The organism is Massilia sp. KIM (assembly GCF_002007115.1).
Taxonomy (GTDB): Bacteria; Pseudomonadota; Gammaproteobacteria; order Burkholderiales; family Burkholderiaceae_D; genus Telluria.
The window spans coordinates 276,873-292,167 of record NZ_MVAD01000004.1 but is presented as its reverse complement, the minus strand read 5'-3'; the positions used below and the strand labels follow the sequence as shown (position 1 = coordinate 292,167).

The 15,295-nt window shown below is 63.8% G+C and carries 18 protein-coding genes; 3 read left to right on the top strand and 15 right to left on the bottom strand.

Going from position 1 to position 15,295, the window contains the following annotated elements; all coding sequences use genetic code 11:
• Entirely contained in the window at window positions 1-1,842 is a 1,842-nt protein-coding gene (gene pabB / locus B0920_RS23900) for an aminodeoxychorismate synthase component I (RefSeq protein ID WP_078035196.1), read from the top strand.
• On the opposite strand, the gene B0920_RS23895 is transcribed toward pabB, so the two are convergent.
• From B0920_RS23895 to B0920_RS23885, 3 genes are all read right to left on the bottom strand, one after another.
• Complete coding sequence (locus B0920_RS23895; protein ID WP_078035195.1) at window positions 1,839-2,450, bottom strand: OmpW family protein; 612 nt, start codon at window positions 2,448-2,450, stop codon at window positions 1,839-1,841. The two genes, pabB and B0920_RS23895, sit on opposite strands and share 4 nt — an antisense overlap.
• Before the next feature lie 121 nt (window positions 2,451-2,571).
• Window positions 2,572-3,168, bottom strand: coding sequence for a glutathione peroxidase (locus B0920_RS23890; protein WP_078035194.1), 597 nt, complete (start codon window positions 3,166-3,168; stop codon window positions 2,572-2,574).
• A 62-nt stretch (window positions 3,169-3,230) separates the two neighbouring features.
• Window positions 3,231-3,653 (bottom strand): CoA-binding protein, encoded by a 423-nt coding sequence (locus B0920_RS23885; protein ID WP_078035193.1) that lies wholly within the window; start codon window positions 3,651-3,653, stop codon window positions 3,231-3,233.
• 123 nt (window positions 3,654-3,776) lie between these two features.
• On the opposite strand from B0920_RS23885, the gene B0920_RS23880 reads away from it, so the two are divergent.
• Both B0920_RS23880 and B0920_RS23875 read left to right on the top strand, forming a co-directional pair.
• On the top strand, window positions 3,777-4,397 hold the full coding sequence (locus B0920_RS23880) for a peptidoglycan recognition family protein (RefSeq protein WP_078035192.1): 621 nt from the start codon (window positions 3,777-3,779) through the stop codon (window positions 4,395-4,397).
• A gap of 183 nt (window positions 4,398-4,580) precedes the next feature.
• The gene (locus B0920_RS23875; protein WP_078035191.1) at window positions 4,581-5,213 is read left to right on the top strand and encodes a PEP-CTERM sorting domain-containing protein; all 633 of its coding nucleotides are present in this window, start codon (window positions 4,581-4,583) and stop codon (window positions 5,211-5,213) included.
• 4 nt (window positions 5,214-5,217) lie between these two features.
• Here the strand turns inward: B0920_RS23875 and B0920_RS23870 are convergent, their stop codons facing one another.
• From B0920_RS23870 to B0920_RS23815, 12 genes are all read right to left on the bottom strand, one after another.
• On the bottom strand, window positions 5,218-5,580 hold the full coding sequence (locus B0920_RS23870; protein ID WP_078035190.1) for a hypothetical protein: 363 nt from the start codon (window positions 5,578-5,580) through the stop codon (window positions 5,218-5,220).
• Between the two features lie 503 nt (window positions 5,581-6,083).
• Complete coding sequence (locus B0920_RS23865; RefSeq protein ID WP_078035189.1) at window positions 6,084-6,506, bottom strand: F0F1 ATP synthase subunit epsilon; 423 nt, start codon at window positions 6,504-6,506, stop codon at window positions 6,084-6,086.
• 27 nt (window positions 6,507-6,533) lie between these two features.
• Window positions 6,534-7,937, bottom strand: a complete 1,404-nt coding sequence (atpD, locus tag B0920_RS23860) for a F0F1 ATP synthase subunit beta (RefSeq protein ID WP_078035188.1) — start codon at window positions 7,935-7,937, stop codon at window positions 6,534-6,536.
• 121 nt (window positions 7,938-8,058) lie between these two features.
• Window positions 8,059-8,934, bottom strand: a complete 876-nt coding sequence (gene atpG, locus B0920_RS23855; protein WP_078035187.1) for a F0F1 ATP synthase subunit gamma — start codon at window positions 8,932-8,934, stop codon at window positions 8,059-8,061.
• 57 nt (window positions 8,935-8,991) lie between these two features.
• A complete protein-coding gene (gene atpA / locus B0920_RS23850) occupies window positions 8,992-10,533 on the bottom strand; it encodes a F0F1 ATP synthase subunit alpha (protein ID WP_078035186.1) in 1,542 nt (513 codons plus the stop codon).
• Between the two features lie 69 nt (window positions 10,534-10,602).
• The gene (locus B0920_RS23845; protein ID WP_078035185.1) at window positions 10,603-11,136 is read right to left on the bottom strand and encodes a F0F1 ATP synthase subunit delta; all 534 of its coding nucleotides are present in this window, start codon (window positions 11,134-11,136) and stop codon (window positions 10,603-10,605) included.
• 2 nt (window positions 11,137-11,138) lie between these two features.
• Window positions 11,139-11,609, bottom strand: coding sequence for a F0F1 ATP synthase subunit B (locus B0920_RS23840; protein WP_078035184.1), 471 nt, complete (start codon window positions 11,607-11,609; stop codon window positions 11,139-11,141).
• Window positions 11,610-11,687: 78 nt separating this feature from the next.
• Window positions 11,688-11,930 (bottom strand): F0F1 ATP synthase subunit C, encoded by a 243-nt coding sequence (gene atpE, locus B0920_RS23835; RefSeq protein WP_078035183.1) that lies wholly within the window; start codon window positions 11,928-11,930, stop codon window positions 11,688-11,690.
• Window positions 11,931-12,015: 85 nt separating this feature from the next.
• Complete coding sequence (atpB, locus tag B0920_RS23830; protein WP_078035182.1) at window positions 12,016-12,849, bottom strand: F0F1 ATP synthase subunit A; 834 nt, start codon at window positions 12,847-12,849, stop codon at window positions 12,016-12,018.
• A gap of 1 nt (window position 12,850) precedes the next feature.
• Complete coding sequence (locus B0920_RS23825) at window positions 12,851-13,189, bottom strand: ATP synthase subunit I (protein ID WP_078035181.1); 339 nt, start codon at window positions 13,187-13,189, stop codon at window positions 12,851-12,853.
• Window positions 13,190-13,554: 365 nt separating this feature from the next.
• Window positions 13,555-14,430: a ParB/RepB/Spo0J family partition protein gene (locus B0920_RS23820; RefSeq protein ID WP_078035180.1), complete on the bottom strand. Its 876-nt coding sequence runs from the start codon at window positions 14,428-14,430 to the stop codon at window positions 13,555-13,557.
• A gap of 20 nt (window positions 14,431-14,450) precedes the next feature.
• A complete protein-coding gene (locus tag B0920_RS23815) occupies window positions 14,451-15,221 on the bottom strand; it encodes a ParA family protein (RefSeq protein WP_078035179.1) in 771 nt (256 codons plus the stop codon).
• Between the last annotated feature and the right edge of the window lie 74 nt (window positions 15,222-15,295).

The window sequence follows — 15,295 nt, the reverse complement described above, 5'->3', positions numbered from 1 at the left end:
ATGGACGCCCCGGAAGTCTTCGCGCTGCTGGACGACGCCGGCGCCGCCAGCGAGGCGGGCTCGCGACTGTACCGCGGCCACGCCGGCACCCTGCGCTGCATGGATGCCGCCGGGTGGCCGCAACTGCTGGCCGACCTGCAGGCGGCGCTGGGGCGCGGCCTGTACGCGGTGCCCCTCCTGAGCTACGAGCTGGGCGCCCACCTGCAGGGCCTGCCGGCGCGGCCGCTGGCCGGCCCGCTGGCCCAGGTGCTGCTGTTCGCCGAATGCGAGCGCATGACCGCCGCCCAGGTCGCGGCCTGGCTGGCCAGCCGCAGCGGGGCGCAGGAAGCCGCCGGGGTGGCCGGGGTTGCGAACATCGCGCCCAACGTCGACGAAGCCGCCTTCACCGAGGCCATCGGTCGCATCCGCGACTACATCGCCGCCGGCGACACCTACCAGGTCAACTACACCTACCGCCTGCGCTTCGAGGCCTTCGGCCCGCTGGTGCAGCTTTACTCGCGCCTGCGCGCGCGCCAGCCGGTGCCCTACGGCGCCCTGGTGGCGCTGCCGGACGGCGGGGCGCTGCTGTCCTTCTCGCCCGAGCTGTTCGTGCGCCACGAGGGCGGCAAGCTGCTGGCGCGCCCGATGAAGGGCACCGCGCCCGCCAGCGGCGACGACGCCATCGACGCGCAGCAGGCCCGGGCCCTGTCCGAGGACAGCAAGAACCGCGCCGAGAACCTGATGATCGTCGACCTGCTGCGCAACGACCTGGGGCGCGTGGCGCGCACCGGTAGCGTGCGGGTGCCGGCCTTGTTCGAGGTGACGCGCTACGGCGCCGTGCTGCAGATGACCTCCACCGTGCAGGCCGAACTGCGCCCGGACGCGACGCTCGAACAGATCTTCGCCGCCCTCTACCCCTGCGGCTCGATCACCGGCGCGCCCAAGCGCCGCACGATGGAGATCATCCACGAGCTGGAACCGGACGCGCGCGGCATCTACACCGGCGCGATCGGCTGGTTCGATCCGCCCGCGCCCGGCGCGCACCAGGGCTTCGGCGACTTCTGCCTGTCGGTGCCGATCCGCACCCTGGCGCTCGAGGCGCCGGCGAACGGCGTGCGGCGCGGGGAGCTGGGCGTGGGCGCGGGCATCGTCTACGACAGCGACGCCGCGGCCGAATTCGCCGAATGCCGGCTCAAGGCGCGCTTCCTGACCGGCTTGCGCAACGAGTTCGAGGTCTTCGAGACCCTGCGCGCCTCCTGGGACGACGGCCCGCGCCATCTCGACCAGCACCTGGACCGCATCGAAGCCTCCTGCGCCTACTTCGGCCTGCCCTTTGAGCGCGAAGAGGCGCGCCGCATGCTGCTCGACGCCTGCCTGTCCCTGCCACCCGGGCAGCTGTTCCGCCTGCGCATGGCCGCTTCGCATGCGCACGGGCTGCAACTGCGCTCCGGCCCGCTGGCCGAACTGCGCGAACCGGTGACGGTGGTGCTGGCGCCCGAGCCGACCAGTTCGCACGACCTCTTCCTGCGCCACAAGACCAGCATCCGCAGCCGCTACGACGCGGCCTGGAAGGCGGCCGAGGCGCATGGCGCCTTCGACGCGCTGTTCTTCAACGAACGGGGAGAACTGACCGAGGGCGGGCGCAGCAACGTGTTCCTGCGCTTCGGCATGCTGTGGTTCACGCCGCCGCTTTCGTCCGGCGTGCTGCCGGGCGTAATGCGGCGCGTGATGCTGGACGCGCCCGCCTGGCATGCGAGCGAGCGCGTGATCACGCGCGAGATGCTGGCCCAGGCCGAGGACATCGTGGTGTGCAACGCCCTGCGCGGCCCGCTGCGCGCCGTGCTGGCGCTCGATGCGTCTTAGAAGCGGTAGCCGACACCGACTCCGAACAGGACCGGATCGACTTTCAGCTTGCTGATCTTGGCCCCGCCGACGAACACGTCACTGCGGATCTGCAGCTTCTTCACGTCCACATTGAGCGACCAGCGCTCGTTCAGGCGATAGTCGACACCCGCGCCCACCGAGGCGCCCCAGCTGTCGTTCTCGAGCTCGCACAAGCCTTCCAGCAGCCTGACCTTCGAGATGCGGGTGTAGTTGAGGCCCAGGCCGACGTAGGGGTTGAAGGCGGCGCCGGGCTGGAAGTGGTATTGCAGGCTCAGGGTCGGCGGCAGGTGGCGGAAGGAGCCGATGCGCTGGCCATCAAGCCTGACGCTGTGCTTCTGTGGATAGGTCAGCACCAGCTCGGCCGCGATGTGGGGCGTGATGAAGTAGCTGATATCGACTTCGGGGATGGTCTTGCTGCTGACCTCGATGCGGTCGGCGTTGCCGGCGCCGCCGATCGGGCTCGCATGGTTCACGGGATCGATGTGGACGGCGCGGCCTCGCAGCAGCCAGGGGCTTTCCTGGGCCAGGGCCTGGAAAGGGGCCACGCAGGCCGCGGCGCTCAAGAGCAGCAACAGGTTTTTCGTCATCGCTTTCATTTCTTCTTACCTTTCTACATGTCATCTTCGACATGGGTAAGCTTATTGATGCGACGCAAAAAAAACGTTGATGCAGATCAAAATAACCACACTGATAGTGTGGTCATAAAAATTACATCGCGAGGGCCTGTTCGATTTTGCCAACCAGCTGACTGTCTTCAGGCGTGACCTTGCTCGGGAAATGGCCGATCACCTTGCCGTCGCGGCCGATCAGGTACTTGGTGAAGTTCCATTTCGGTTCCTGGCCGGTGATCTTCGCCAGGCTGGCGTGCAGCGGATTGGCGGCCTCGCCCTTGACCGAGCTCTTGGCGAACATCGGGAACTTCACGCCATAGGTGTTGAAGCACAGGTCGGCGATTTCCTTGGCGTTGCCCGGTTCCTGCTGGCCGAAGTCGTTGGACGGGAAGCCCAGCACCACGAAGCCGCGGCCGTTGTACTTCGCGAAGATCCGCTCCAGGCCCTCGTACTGCTTGGTGAAGCCACAGTAGCTGGCGGTGTTCACCACCAGCACCACCTTGCCGGCGTACTGGCACAGGTCCTGGGGGGCCTCGTCCTGCAGGCGCTTGAAGTTGTGCTTGAGGACGGCCGGGCAGCCGACCGGGCGCATGGCGGCCGGCGCGGCGCTGGCGCCGGTCTGGGCCTGGGCCATGGCCGGCTGGGTGAGGACGGCGGCGGCCGTCGCGATGGCGAGAGCGAAGAGCTTGGTCATGAGCGTGTTCCACGAAGAGAGGTGCGCATGATTGTAGCGCAAGCCTTCCGCCCTGGAATGGCTCAGTCTTGCAGGCTGCGGTGTTCGATCTTGATGCAGCGGTTCATGACCACGTCGAGGCCGGCGGCGCGCGCCAGGTCGGCCGCGGCCTGGTTCTCGATGTCGAGCTGCATCCACAGGCAGCCGGCCCGCACGGCGATGGCTTCGCGCGCGACCGGCGGGATGTCTTCGGACTTGCGGAAGCAGTCGACGATGTCGATTCGCTGGCCGCTCGAGGCCAGGGCGTCGGCGGCTTCCTGCAGGCTGGCGTAGACGGTCTCGTCGTGGATGGTCTGGCCGGCATAGCTCGGGTTGATGGGGATGATCTGGTATCCGGCCTGCTTGAGGTAGGCGCCGACTTCGTTGCTGGCCCGGTCAGGCTTGTTGGACATGCCGACGATGGCGATGATTTTGCTCTCGTGGAGAATCTGGGCGATGCTTCTCATGGTCGATGGTGTAGTGTTCTATTGTTGGCGCTAGCTTATCAGGTTCACATCATCCGGGTGCGCATGCTGGCGCGCCGGACCGAATCGTGAAAAGATGCGGGCTCGTCCGTTTTCGAGTCCGCCATGCGCCTGCCCGCCCTGTCCTGTTTCCTCGCCGCCGCCCTCCTCGCCACTTCCGCCGTCCGCGCCGACCCGTCCCTGCGCGAGGTCGAGAACGCCATCGTGCCGGTGGCCGCCTGGGGCGGCACCCCGGCGGATGCCGCCAAGGCGCGGCGTCATGCGATCACCCACATCACCCTGCACCACCAGGGCGAGCCCTTCCGGCCCGGCACCGATCCCCAGGCTTACCTGCGCCGCCTGCAGACCTGGTCGCGCACCACCAAGGGCTGGCTCGACATCCCCTATCACTACGTGATCGACCTCGAGGGCAAGGTGTACGCGGCGCGCCCGATCGAGTTCGCCGGGGATACCAATACCGAATACGACCCGGCCGGGCACGCGCTGATCGAGGTGGTGGGTAATTTCGAGGAGGTCGAGCCCAACCAGCAGCAGCTCGATGCGGTAGTCAATGTCATGGCGATGCTGGCCAGGAAGTACGGGGTGTCGCTGGACGATATTCGCAGCCACCGCGACCACTCGGACAAGACGGTGTGCCCTGGCGCGAACCTGTACCGGTATGTGAAGGAAGACTATTTCCGGCACAAGGTGGCGCTGAAGCTGGCCGCGGAGCAGGCGCGCGACTGATCCCCGGCGGTCGGGCGGATACTGCTGAGTTAGCGCTTACTGCTTCCATTACCTGCCCAGGGGGCCGCTCCATTCGTGCGCCGCGCTGACGCGACAGCTGCCTATACTGCCGTGGCTGGCAATCGGGAGAGTAACCGGGAGAACATCATGGCGTCGCTCGCAAGGCAGTTGTGTGCAGGTCTCTTGGCCCTTCCTCTCGCGGCGTTCGCCGCGCCCACCGAGATCGTGTCGCGCGCGAGCGGCATGATGGATACCGACTGGCTGGTGCTCGAGCACCTGGACTTCGGCTTCGACGCGAGCGCCGGCCAGCTACCCTACGAGCTGGTCATCCGCTCGAGCTGGGACAGCGAGGTCGATACGATTTTCGACAGCGGCCAGCGCGTCAGCGGTTACGGCATCCCGGTCGCGGTGACGCTCACCATCGGCGATAAGACCTTCGAATACGCCACCGCTCCCTGGCAAGGCGATGCCGGCTATCTGCAGACCGGGCAGTACGGCTACCTCCACGAAGTCGACTTCTCCTACGGCGGCTACGACGTCTCGGTCAGCCTGTCGCATGCCTTCCCCGGCGGTCTCACGGAATCGCCGCTGGCGCCGCGCGATGCCGGCGCAGGCGGCGGAGTGCCGGGGTATTTGCGTATCCAGACCTATCCGGGCAACCCGGATGCGCCAGGCTCATGGCAGATGGATGCCAACGCGATCGCGAGCTCGGTGCAGGTCACCAGCCCGGTGCCCGAGCCCGGCATGGGCGCCATGGCGCTCGCCGGCCTGGGCGCCCTGCTGTGGCGGCGCCGACGCGAGCCTGCCCGCGCCTGAGGCCCTAGGACAGCCTTGCCGAGGACAGGAAGAGCCAGACCACGGTGATCACCACCATGCCCGTCAGGGTGACGCAGGACCAGGTGAAGAACCAGGCCGACATCAGGGTCGCCTGCAGCACGCGCTCGAACAGCAATCCCAGGGTGAAGTCGAAAGCCGCCAGGAAGGACCAGCGGCGCAGGTAGACCGGCAGGTAGCGGCTCATGCGCTGGTTGTGCTGGCGCGCCGCATGGCGCTCGAACAGGTCGCGCGCGGCGTTCACGTCGCGGAACAACCAGTCGAAAAACAGGAAGCGGTACAGGGTTTGGCCGAACGATGCTTCCTTGCTTGCGTGGTTTTCTTCGCCAGGTGCGGGAGGGGTGCTCATGGTCGACTCGCAGGGGATGCTTGAAGAGCCATGGTAGCTGAAACCCGGACAAGCCACAGTGCGCCTGGCCACAATGCTGCCGATAAACGCCCTGGCGGTATGAGCAACTGCAGCGTCCCCCTCGAAACAAAGCCCGGCCACGCGAATCCTGACGCCGGCCGCGCAACAAACCGTTTTCGGCCGCAAAAGTGAAAACGTCGTCCCCGCGGAGGCGGGGACCCAAGTTTGCAAGCATCGCGATAACACTTGCTGTACTTGGATCCCCGCAAAGGGGGCCGCCGAGGCCGGGGACAACGTGGTATTGCTAACTAAACTAGCGGCAGGAGTCGCCGAGCACAATAACGTCGTCCCCGGCCTCGGCGGCCCCCTTGGCGGGGACCCAAGTTCTGTTCGCGTCAACGAAACGCTTGCAAACTTGGATCCCCGCCAAGGGGGCCGCCGAGGCCGGGGACGACGTGGTATTGCTAACTAAACTACCGGCTGGAGTCGCCGAGCAGCGAAGCTCAACGGCCTTTCGAACGCAGCTTCTGGATCGCCGCCAGCTGCGCGATCGCCGCGGCCATTTCGGCCTGGGCTTTCGCGTAGTCGATCTGCGATTCCTTGTTCAGCATCAGCTCTTCCGCCTTGCGCTTGGCTTCCTGCGCCTTGGCTTCGTCCAGGTCGCTACCGCGGATCGCGGTGTCGGCCAGCACGGTCACGGCGTTCGGCTGCACTTCGAGGATACCGCCGGCGACGAAGACGAACTCTTCGCCACCGCCGGCAACCTGAATACGCACAGCACCCGGCCTGATGCGGGTGATCAGCGGAGTGTGCTTCGGGTAGATACCCAGCTCACCCGCTTCACCCGGCAACGCGACGAATTCGGCCTCGCCGGAGAAGATCTGCTCCTCTGCCGAGACCACGTCCACGTGAATAGTGTTTGCCATGTCTGTCCTTCAGGTTAAGAAGCCAGCTTAGGCAGCCAGTTTCTTGGCTTTCTCGATGGCTTCCTCGATGGTGCCGACCATGTAGAAGGCCTGCTCCGGCAGGTGGTCCAGTTCGCCCGACGCGATCATCTTGAAGCCCTTGATCGTGTCCTTCAGCGAAACGTACTTGCCCGGCGAGCCGGTGAACACTTCAGCGACGTGGAAAGGCTGCGACAGGAAACGCTGCATCTTACGGGCGCGTGCCACGACCAGCTTGTCTTCCGGCGCCAGTTCGTCCATGCCCAGAATCGCGATGATGTCGCGCAGTTCCTTGTAGCGCTGCAGGGTGCCCTGCACGGCGCGCGCGGTGTTGTAGTGCTCTTCACCGACGACCAGCGGGTCCAGCTGGCGCGAGGTCGAGTCGAGCGGGTCGACTGCCGGGTAGATACCCAGCGAGGCGATGTCACGCGACAGAACGACGGTCGAGTCCAGGTGGGCGAAGGTGGTTGCCGGCGACGGGTCGGTCAAGTCGTCCGCAGGGACGTACACGGCCTGGATCGAGGTGATCGAACCGGTCTTGGTCGAGGTGATGCGCTCTTGCAGGCGGCCCATTTCTTCGGCCAGAGTCGGCTGGTAACCCACCGCCGACGGCATACGGCCCAGCAGTGCCGACACTTCGGTACCGGCCAGGGTGTAACGGTAGATGTTGTCGACGAAGAACAGGACGTCCTTGCCTTCGTCACGGAAGGCTTCCGCCATGGTCAGGCCGGTCAGCGCGACGCGCAGACGGTTGCCCGGCGGTTCGTTCATCTGGCCGTAGACCATCGCCACCTTCGAGTTGGTCGGGTTTTCCAGGTCGACGACCTTGGCGTCCGCCATCTCGTGGTAGAAGTCGTTACCTTCACGGGTACGCTCACCCACGCCGGCGAACACGGACAGACCCGAGTGCGCCTTCGCGATGTTGTTGATCAGTTCCATCATGTTGACGGTCTTGCCGACGCCGGCGCCGCCGAACAGGCCGACCTTACCGCCTTTGGCGAACGGGCAGACCAGGTCGATCACCTTGATGCCGGTTTCCAGCAGGTCGGTCGACGGCGACAGCTCGTCGTAGGCAGGCGCATCGCGGTGGATCGAAGCCATGCGCTCGTGGCTGACCGGACCGCATTCGTCGATCGGGTTGCCCAGCACGTCCATGATGCGGCCCAGGGTCGGGGTGCCGACCGGAACCATGATCGGGTGGCCGGTGTTCTGGATGATCATGCCGCGACGCAGGCCTTCCGAGCTGCCCAGTGCAATGGTACGGACCACGCCGTCGCCCAGCTGCTGCTGAACTTCCAGGGTCAGTTCCGAACCTTCCATTTTCAGTGCGTCGTACACTTTCGGCATGGAGTCACGCGGGAATTCCACGTCAACCACGGCGCCGATACACTGAACGATTTTGCCATCAGCCATTTTCGTTCCTTCAGATATAGTTAAATTCTTTTGCTTAAAATCGTGACTAGCTTAGTCAGTTATAACTAGTTGGGGACAGAGTACCGCTCGCTTTGCTCGCTCAACTCTTTCCCCAATCGTTTTAAACTGCGGCTGCCCCAGACACGATCTCGGAGAGTTCTTTGGTAATCGCTGCCTGGCGGGTCTTGTTGTAGACCAGCTTCAGGTCGCTGATGACACTACCGGCGTTGTCGCTCGCTGCCTTCATCGCCACCATGCGCGCCGACTGCTCGGACGCCAGGTTCTCGGCAACGGCCTGGTACACCAGCGCTTCCACATAACGCACCAGCAGTTCGTCGATGACGACGGCCGCTTCCGGTTCGTAGATGTAGTCCCAGCTGTGTCCGCCTGCTTCCGTTTCCATGTGCTTCGCCGGCAGCGGCAGCAGCTGCTCGACCACCGGTTCCTGCTTCATCGTGTTGATGAACTTGGTGTAGCACAGGTAGACAGCGTCGAGCTTGCCTTCCTGGTACGCGTCCAGCATCACTTTGACCGGGCCGATCAGCTTGTCCAGGTGCGGGGTGTCGCCGAGCTGGGTCGCTTGCGAGACCAGCTTCATGCCCATACGGTTCAGGAAGCTCAGGCCCTTGTTGCCGATGGCGATCGCCTCGACAGACTTGCCGGCCTGCTCCTGTTCGCGCGCCTTCAGGGTCACCTGGCGCAGCACGTTGGTGTTCATGCCGCCGCACAGACCCTTGTCGGTCGTGACGACGATGAAACCGACGGCGTTCGCCTTCACGTCCTTGGCATGCGCCATGAACGGATGGGTGTACTCCGGGTTTGCGCCGGCAAGATTGGCGGTGATCGCACGAACCTTTTCACTATAGGGACGGGCGGCGCGCATGCGATCCTGCGCCTTGCGCATTTTCGATGCGGCGACCATTTCCATCGCCTTGGTGATCTTCTTCGTATTCTCTACGCTCTTGATCTTGCCACGAATCTCTTTGCCTACTGCCATGAGTCCTCACTCCTTCCGCGCACCGGCGCCGCTGCTCGAGCGGCGCCGGCTTGACGATTAATATGCGCCGGATTTCTTGAAATCAGCAATGGCAGCGGCCAGCGCAGCTTCGCCGTCCTTGTCCAGTTGCTTGGTTTCGTCGATCTTCGACAGCAGGGCGGCGTGGCTCGACTTCAGGAAGTTGTGCAGGCCGTGCTCGAACGGCAGCACTTTCTTGACTTCGATGTCGTCCAGGTAGCCCTTGTTGACGGCGAACAGCGATGCGGCCATCAGCGAGGTCGACAGCGGCGAGAACTGCGGCTGCTTCAGCAGCTCGGTCACGCGGGCGCCGCGGTCCAGCTGCTTGCGGGTCGATTCGTCCAGGTCCGATGCGAACTGCGCGAAGGCGGCCAGTTCACGGTACTGCGCCAGGTCGGTACGGATACCGCCCGACAGGCCCTTGATGACCTTGGTCTGGGCGGCGCCACCGACGCGCGACACCGAGATACCGGCGTTGATCGCAGGACGGATACCGGCGTTGAACAGCGAGGTCTCCAGGAAGATCTGGCCGTCGGTAATCGAAATCACGTTGGTCGGCACGAAGGCCGAGACGTCGCCAGCCTGGGTTTCGATGATCGGCAGTGCGGTCAGCGAACCGGTCTTGCCGGTGACGGCGCCGTTGGTGAACTTCTCGACGTAATCGGCGTTCACGCGGGCTGCGCGCTCGAGCAGGCGGCTGTGCAGGTAGAACACGTCGCCCGGGTAGGCTTCGCGGCCCGGCGGACGGCGCAGCAGCAGCGAGATCTGACGGTAGGCGACAGCCTGCTTCGACAGGTCGTCATACACGATCAGCGCGTCTTCGCCGCGGTCGCGGAAGTATTCGCCCATCGCGCAGCCCGAGTAGGCCGAGATGTATTGCATTGCAGCCGATTCCGAGGCGGAAGCGGCGACCACGATGGTGTATTCCATCGCGCCGTGCTGTTCCAGCGAACGCACGATGTTCTTGATGGTCGATGCCTTCTGGCCGATCGCGACGTACACGCAGGTGACGCCCTGGCCCTTCTGGTTGATGATCGCATCGACAGCCACGGCCGACTTGCCGGTCTGGCGGTCGCCAATGATCAGCTCACGCTGGCCACGGCCGATCGGCACCATCGCGTCGATCGACTTGATGCCGGTCTGCATCGGCTGCGACACGGATTCACGCGCGATGACGCCCGGAGCGATCTTTTCGATCGGGGCGGTCAGCTGGGCGTTGACCGGGCCCTTGCCGTCGATCGGCTGGCCCAGTGCGTTGACGACGCGGCCACGCAGTTCCGGACCGATCGGCACTTCCAGGATGCGGCCGGTGGTCTTGACGGTGTCGCCTTCCGAGATGTGCTCGTAGGCGCCCAGAATCACGGCGCCGACGGAGTCGCGCTCGAGGTTCATCGCCAGACCGAAGGTGTTGCCGGGGAATTCCAGCATCTCGCCCTGCATCACGTCCGACAGGCCATGGATGCGGCAGATACCGTCGGCGACGGAGATCACCGTGCCTTGATTGCGAACATCAGCGGAAGCCTCCAGGCCCTGGATCCGGCTCTTGATCAGTTCGCTGATTTCAGATGGGTTAAGTTGCATGCTTGCTAACTCCAATAATAGTTTCTTGATGCGTAGGGCAAGGGCGTGAGGTCGGCGGGTGCTCGACGCTTACGACACCAGCGCAACATGCATCTGTTGCAGCTTGGCGCGTACCGAGGTATCGAGCACTTCGTCGCCAACGACCACGCGCACACCACCGATCAGCGAAGGATCCACGGTGACCGTGGGGTTCAGCTTGCGGCCAAATTTCTTTTCCAGCGTGGGGACCAGCTGCGCCAGCTGGTCGGCCGAGATCTCGAACGCGCTGTAGATCGTCGCGTCGGCAGCGCCTTCGTTCGCGTTCTTCAGGGCGGCGAACTGCGCGCTGATCTCGGGCAGCAGGTTGATGCGGCCGTTTTCGGCCAACATCGCAATAAAGTTCTTCGCTTCAGCGTTCAGCGGCGACTTGACCAGGGACGCAATCGTGTCCGCCAGCTGTGCGTGGGTGACGTTCGGGTTGCTGGCGAAGGCCTGCACTTCGGGGTTCGCGCCGATCTGGCCGAGTTCCGAAGCGATGGCCGACCACGCGGCCATGTCGCCTTGTTGGGCGACACGGAACAGCGCTTCGGCGTAGGGGCGGGCGACGGTTGCGAGTTCTGCCATGATCAGAGCTCGGTCGACAGTTGCGACAGCAGGTCGGCGTGGGCCGCTGCGTTCACTTCGCGCTTCAGGATCTGCTCGGCGCCCTGGACGGCAAGCGTCGCCACCTGGCCGCGCAGTTCTTCGCGGGCACGGGTCACTTGCTGCTCGGCCTCTGCCTTGGCATTGGCGACGATACGGGCAGCTTCTTCGCTGGCGGTGCGCTTGGCTTCGTCGATGATCGCGGCGGCGCGCTTCTCGGCGTCGGCGATACGCTTCTGGACTTCGTCACGTGCGCTCGCCAGTTCGGTCTGCACACGCTTTTCAGCGGCAGCCAGGTCAGCCTTGCCGCGGTCGGCAGCGGCCAGTCCATTCGCAATCCTCTCGGCGCGCTCGTCGAGCGCTTTCATCAGTGGCGGCCACACGAATTTCATCGTGAAGAACGCCAGGATGAGGAAGACCACGAGCTGTGCAAACATCGTTGCGTTAAGGTTCACGGTATTTTCCCTCTTACAGAAACACGGATGCCGAACCAGGAACTGGTTCGGCCCTTCAAGACTTCAAGCCGTCAGGTCTTAGCCGGTGAACGGGTTGGCGAATGCGAACAGCATTGCGATACCAACACCGATCAGGAATGCCGCGTCGATCAGACCAGCCAGCAGGAACATCTTGGTCTGCAGGGTGTTCATCAGTTCAGGCTGACGTGCCGAGGCTTCGAGGTATTTACCGCCCATCAGAGCGATACCGATACATGCGCCGATAGCGCCGAGGCCGATGATCAAACCGCAAGCCAGTGCAACAAAAGAAACGTCAGTCATGATTACTCCAAAAAGTTAATTTAAAAACTAGATAAAAACTACAACTTCGTTACAACCACTATCTGTTCGATGCTTGCGGCGCCGATCAGTGGCCTTCATGGGCCTGACCGAGATACACCAGCGTCAGCATCATGAAGATGAATGCCTGCAGGAACACGATCAGGATGTGGAAGATCGCCCAGATGGAGCCCGCAATCACGTGGCCGACGAAACCGAAGATGGTGGCGGTCGAGCCCAGCAGCGCGATCAAGAGGAACAGCAGCTCACCGGCGAACATGTTGCCGAACAGTCGCATACCGAGCGACACCATTTTTGCTGCATATTCGATGATGTTCAGGAGCAGGTTGAACGGCGCCATGGCGATGCCGAACGGTGCTGCGAACAGTTCATGGAGCCAGCCGCCCAGGCCCTTGACCTTGATGCCGTAGTAGAGCATCAGGACCAGGACGCCCAGCGAGATGCCGATGGTGCCGTTGAGGTCGGCGGTCGGGACCACGCGGTGGTAGGGGAAGATGTGTTCCACGCCCAGCAGGCTGAAGGCATAGGAGAACAGGTCGACCGGCAGGAAGTCCAGGGAGTTCATCAGGGCGACCCAGACGAACACGGTCAGGGCCAGCGGAGCGATGAAGCTGCGGTCGCCGTGGACGATGGACTTCGACTGGTCTTCGACCATCTCGACCAGCATCTCGACGGCGGCCTGGAAGCGGCCCGGCACGCCCGAAGTGGCGCGGCGCGCGGCCAGCCACATGATCAGGCAGCCGATCACGCCCATGGCGATCGACCAGAACAGGGTGTCGAAGTGGATCACGGAGAAATCCACAGGACCGTTCTGGTGCTGGTTCGACAGGTGGCCGAGGTGGTGCCGGATGTATTCTGAAGCGGTGGGCGCGTGTGCTGCGCCTTCGGTTGGAGTCGCCATGTCAATGCCTAAATAATAAGATGATGTAACTCTTCAGTGCCACGATGAACCCGCCCAGCAGGGCCAGCCAGTTCAGATCGCGGTACAGCCACGCCGTCGCGCCCAGCAGCGCCAGCGTCAATGCAATCTTTACAAATTCCCAGATGAAAAACGTGAAGGGGTTCGCCCCTCCCGCCTTCGATGACGCGGCAAACAGGCGGAAGGCCATGATGCCGTTGGGCAGGACACAACACAGACCACCCAGTACCGCCGAAAACATCGCAGCCCGGCCCCCCAGCAGTGCGGCGATGAGGCCGACGACTACCGTTGCGATCAACTGCAGGGAAACGATGCGCAGCATATTTTTCTAAGTCTCGCGCCAGCGCATTTGGGACGGTTAACGATGTGGTAATTACATGAATCAGCGGGATTATAAGTGGTTATACGGACGTGAGTCAAACGATTCTCCGCTTATAACTGCCGTGTAAAGACCCCGCAAATGTGACGTATCCGTGACAAATTCTGCAATCTTTTCAGATACTTACTGAACGACCTCTGACGCGGCCAGAGTTAACAATCTGTGGGGTTTTATACAAGAGTTGAGGCAGGCTGACGCGCTGCGGACGTTGTTTTTCTGTAAGGCAGGATTACTCTGAGGAAGCGCTTTAGCGCGGATTGCCAGCGCGTGGAAAGCGGGGCTTCCACACGCTGGCAGGACCTTCTGGCTCAGGCGCGCAGGCGGGCCAACACGCCGTCGAGGATGTCGAGGTCGGCGAAGTCGATGATGAGCTGCCCCTTCCCTTTCGCGCCCATCTTGAACATGACGGGGGTGGCGAGGTGGTCGGACAGCTCTTCTTCCAGGCGCACGATGTCGCCCGGCTTTTCCTTGGCGCGGGCGGGCGTTGCCGGCGCGTTCTGTTCCTCGAGCGCGCGCGCGACCAGCTTTTCGGTCTCACGCACCGACAGGCGCTTGGCGACCACGTGGTTGGCGAGGGTGATCTGGTTGGCGCTGTCGACCGCCAGCAGGGCGCGCGCATGGCCCATGTCGATGTCGCCGGCCATCAGCATGGTCTGGACCGGCTGGGCCAGGTTGATCAGGCGCAACAGGTTCGACACGGCGCTGCGCGAACGGCCGACCGCGGCCGCGGCCTGCTCGTGGGTGAAGTTGAAGTCCGAGATCAGGCGCTGGATACCTTGCGCCTCTTCCAGCGGGTTGAGGTCCTCGCGCTGGATGTTCTCGATCAGGGCCATGGCCGCGGCGGCCTGGTCGTCGACATCGCGCACCAGCACCGGGATCTCTTCCAGGCCGGCCATCTGGGCCGCGCGGAAGCGCCGTTCGCCTGCGATGATCTCGTAGCGCGCCGGCGAGCCGGCGGGCAGCGGACGCACCAGCACCGGCTGCATCACGCCCTGGGTCTTGATCGAGGTCGCCAGCTCGCTCAGCGAGCCTTCGTCCATGCGGGTGCGCGGCTGGTACTTGCCGGCCTGGATCTCGCCGACCGGCAGGGCCGAGGGATTGTTCGCGACCGGCGCCGGTGCGCTGTCGCCGCCCAGCAGCGCGTCGAGGCCGCGGCCGAGTCCTTTCAGTTTTTTGGTTGCCATCTTGGTCTGGTTCTATGAAGTTACATTGTCTTGATGCGGTCGATCATCTCGGCGCCGAAGGCGATGTACGCCTGGGCGCCCTTGGACGAGGGATCGAACACCACGCCGGGAATGCCGTAGGACGGGGCCTCGGCCAGGCGCACGTTGCGCGGGATGATGGTCTTGAACACCTTGTCGCCGAAGTGCTGCTCGAGCTGGAGCGAGACCTGCTGCGAGAGCGTCATGCGCGGATCGAACATCACGCGCAGCAGGCCGATGATGCGCAGCTCGGTGTTGAGGTTGGCGTGCACCTTCTTGATCGTGTTGACCAGGTCGGACAGGCCTTCGAGCGCGTAGTACTCGCACTGCATGGGGATGATCACGCCGTGCGCCGAGCACAGGCCGTTGAGCGTGAGCAGGGACAGCGCCGGCGGGCAGTCGATCAGGATGAAGTCGTAGTCGGCGTCGACCTTGGCCAGCGCGTCCTTCAGGCGCTTCTCGCGGTTCTCCAGCGAGACCATCTCGACTTCGGCGCCGGCCAGCTCGCGGTTGGCGGGCAGCACGTCGAAGCGGCCGGACTCCGAGCGCCGGCGCGCCGCCGCCACTTCCGCCTCGCCCAGCAGCACCTGGTAGATCGAGGCGTCGAGTTCCGCCTTGTTGATGCCCGCCCCCATGGTGGCGTTGCCCTGCGGGTCGAGGTCGACCAGCAGCACGCGCTGGTTCAGCTTGGCGAGGCCGGCCGACAGGTTGACGGTGGTGGTGGTCTTGCCGACCCCACCCTTTTGGTTAGCAACGCAAAATATCTTCGCCATCTATTCTTATCCGTGGATCCGACAACAAGACGCTATACCGTTCATATCGTACAAATCGATAAAACTATTTATAC